Origin of the sequence: Agromyces humi (assembly GCF_009720255.1) — a bacterium.
GTDB lineage: Bacteria > Actinomycetota > Actinomycetes > Actinomycetales > Microbacteriaceae > Agromyces > Agromyces humi.
In genome coordinates this window covers 1-3,173 of sequence record NZ_WJSP02000405.1, presented here as the reverse complement: position 1 = coordinate 3,173, position 3,173 = coordinate 1, and the positions used below count along the sequence as shown (strand labels likewise).

The 3,173-nt window shown below is 72.0% G+C and carries 3 protein-coding genes and 1 pseudogene; 2 read left to right on the top strand and 2 right to left on the bottom strand.

Going from position 1 to position 3,173, the window contains the following annotated elements:
* Both GH736_RS19940 and GH736_RS19935 read left to right on the top strand, forming a co-directional pair.
* Window positions 1-328, top strand: a pseudogene (locus GH736_RS19940) (glutamate-1-semialdehyde 2,1-aminomutase); the annotation flags it as partial.
* 125 nt (window positions 329-453) lie between these two features.
* Window positions 454-837 carry a hypothetical protein gene (locus GH736_RS19935; protein WP_159606431.1) on the top strand — a complete coding sequence of 128 codons (384 nt, stop codon included), beginning with the start codon at window positions 454-456 and terminating at the stop codon, window positions 835-837.
* A 917-nt stretch (window positions 838-1,754) separates the two neighbouring features.
* Here GH736_RS19935 and GH736_RS19930 read toward each other — a convergent pair.
* Both GH736_RS19930 and GH736_RS19925 read right to left on the bottom strand, forming a co-directional pair.
* Window positions 1,755-2,135 carry a DUF1304 domain-containing protein gene (locus GH736_RS19930; RefSeq protein WP_159606429.1) on the bottom strand — a complete coding sequence of 127 codons (381 nt, stop codon included), beginning with the start codon at window positions 2,133-2,135 and terminating at the stop codon, window positions 1,755-1,757.
* Between the two features lie 34 nt (window positions 2,136-2,169).
* Window positions 2,170-3,173, bottom strand: a 1,004-nt coding sequence (locus GH736_RS19925) for a winged helix DNA-binding domain-containing protein (protein ID WP_159606427.1), incomplete at its 5' end; no start/stop codon positions are given.

Genomic DNA, 3,173 nt, shown 5'->3' with positions numbered 1-3,173 from the left:
CGCTGCCGCGACGATCAGCGGCGCGGTCTCCGCCGCGCTCGCCGCGGAGGGCGTGGCGCATGCCGTGCAGCGGGCCGGCAACCTGTTCAGCTTCGCGTTCGGTGAGGACGTGGCATCCGGCGTCCACGACTACGCCGGCGTCCAGCGCCAGGAGGCGTGGCGGTACCCGGCGTTCTTCCACACGATGCTCGACGCGGGCGTCTCCCTGCCGCCCTCGGTGTTCGAGGCCTGGTTCGTGACCGCCGCCCACGACGACGATGCCATCGGACGGATCGTCGACGCACTGCCCGTGGCCGCTCGCGCCGCGGCATCCGCTCGCCCCGCCTGACACCCGCCACCGAGGCGCCCGCCGGGCGGGACGCGTGGCACGACACGCCTGGCCGGCACGAAACCGTTATTCCATTGTGGGGTGGCGACGCGGCGCGTGTCGCCGGGCTCGGGCAGGATGGAAGCATGGCCAACCTTCGCGTGCACGCCGATCGGATCGAGGTTCACCTCACCGCGGCCGAGAAGGCGCTCGCGCTGCGTGCCGACGACATCGTGGTGCAGCGTGATGACATCCGCTCGGCGACGGTCACCGACGATCCGTGGGTGTGGATCCGCGGCATCCGCAAGCGTGGCAGCGAGGTCCCGCTCGTCGTGGCGGTCGGTGTCTGGAAGTACCACGGCGGCACCGACTTCGTCATCGTCAAGGGCAAGCGACAGGCCGTCGTGCTCGAGCTGGCCGACGGGGAGTTCACCCGCATCATCCTGAGCACCAACCACTCGGCCACGCTCATCGACCGGCTGAAGCTGAACGAGCCGCCGTCGGCGGCCGACGCGCAGCCCGCCGAGTAGCGCGTCGCACCAGGGTCAATGCCCCGAACGGGGGGAAGAACTCGGTCGCGCCGAGGCGTAGAACTAAGTCACCCCATAGAACATGAGGTGACCTCGAAGTCGAGGTGATCCCGTGTTCTCGCGCAGGCCTGGCCTGCGTTCCCAGCCCGAAGCGCGTCGACACGCATCCCCTTGCGTTCCGGCGTGGCGTAACCCGACTCTCGTCCCCAAGGGTCTCCCCGTGCCCCACCCTGCCTGCATGTCCGCCGAGCGCCGACTCGCCGGGACCGCCTTCTGCCGCGGACCGGGTCTGCATCGGAACCCGCCGCTTCGGTCGCGCGCGAGCACGCGCCGACCCGGGCGAGCCTTCGGATGTCACCTCGCAGCACCACGGTCCGCCGTGGCGGTGAACACGACCAGCCCTGCGCCGGGGCGCACCGACGTCGTGGCGGGGGAGCGGACATCAGCCCAGTTGTCCGCCTTCCCCGCCACGGCTTGAACGTCTGCCGGCATACCGGCCGCAGCGGCCATCGGCGTCGTGAGGACCGAAGCTCGCGCAGGTGTCGACCACGGCTCGCGCACGTGATGACCGCGGCCGGCGCGTCGTACGGGGGCATGGGGTGCGACGCGACCGGCCGCGGTCGTCTTGCGTCCGGAGTCGCCGTCTCGCCACGCCGATGGCGCAGTCATGGAGGGTCTACCGGACAGGGCCCGAGAGCGGGCGAGTTCCAACGCGATACGTGGCCGGTCGGTGCCGGTCCGTCAGTAGCCCAGTCGCCACGCCGCGGCGTCACGCCTCTCACACGCTGACACGTGTGAATCACACCGCCCCTCGGGCCGGACAACCGTGACCGGAGGGGAATGCACCGAAGCTACGCCGACCCGACGTCGGCGGGTAGTACCCCGTTCGGGGGCACGAGCCCGCGCGCCCCTCGGGATCAGGACAGCGCGAAGAGCACGAACCCGATGAGCGGCAGCGTGCCCTGGATGAGCGCGGGCCGCAGGTAGCCGCGGCCGGTCGTGGTGAGCACGAGGGCGGCGAGCACCATGCAGGCGGTGGTGAAGAGCACGAGGGCCTTGCCGACGTCCACGGCGCCCGCCCAGTACATCACCAGCCCGAGTGCCGCCCCGATGCCGAGGAACAGGTTGTAGAAGCCCTGGTTGTAGGCCATCGGCCGCGTGGTGTCGGCAGCGGCCTGGTCGGCGACGCCGAACCGCTTCCACGTCGACGGGCGGGTCCACCACACGCTCTCCATGAGGAAGATGTAGCCGTGCAGGAGCGCGGCGAGGGCGACGAAGATGCTCGCGATGACGGCCATGGCGCGATCGTATCGGTCGGGCGCAGTGACGCGGTCAGGACGCGGCGGGCGGCTGGGCCTCCACGGACAGCGCGACTGGCACGCCGAGGAACCGTTCCAGGTCGGCGACGGATGCCGCGAGCGCGCGTTCCTCCGCGGCCGAGAACGTCCGCCACGGCACGATCCGCGCGGTCGCGCGCTTCGCCTGCACGACGGGCGCCCAGCGCCCGGCCATCACGCCGTCGACCATGAGCGCGTGCAACGGGAACTCCGCGTGCACCGCATCGCGGTCGGTGGGGAGCAGGTACGCGCGGGGCGCGGCGTAGCCCATGATGTACTCGTCGTACGCCTGCAGCAGGTCGACGACGGGTCCGTCAGAGGCGGGCTGCGGGCCCGTGCCGATGGATGCTGCGCCGACGGATGCCGCGTCGACGACGTGCGGCGTGCCTTCGACGTCGATCGACTCGAGGCGACCGGGGCCGGCCCGGTCTGCGGCATCCTCGAACGCCTGACGGGTGTCGCCCAGCGTGAAGCCCGACCAGGTCGCGAAATCCCGGTCGGTCACCGGTCCGCGCGAGGCGATGAAGCGCGCCGCCAGGTCGGCGAGCGCCTCGTCGCGCGGTCGCGGCGGCGAGGCGGGCACGCGTTCGTCGAAGGCGGCGTACGTGCGCTGCTTGCCCGCGTTCGCCCCGCTGATCGCGATGCGTTCGAGCTCGGCCGTCATCATCACGTAGACGAAGCTGAGGCCCGTGCTCTCGATGCCGCCGACATCGAGCGCCGCGGCGAGCTCGGCGCGAGTGCGGTGCCCGCCCGCGAGCTCGGCCGCGACGAGGTCCAGCGCGCGGACGGCGAGATCGCCCTCGATCCCGGTGCGGCGGTAGTACGTGCCGTTGGCGCGGTGCACCCGTTCGGCCGAGAGCTCCATGATCCATCGGGCGTCGTCGGGGTGCAGGAAGTGCCACGTGGGGCGCAGCACGTGCGTGCGCAGGATCTCGCCCGCGTCGAGCGCGGCGGCGACGGATGCGGCATCCGGCCGCCGCTCGAGGGGCACGCGCGCGG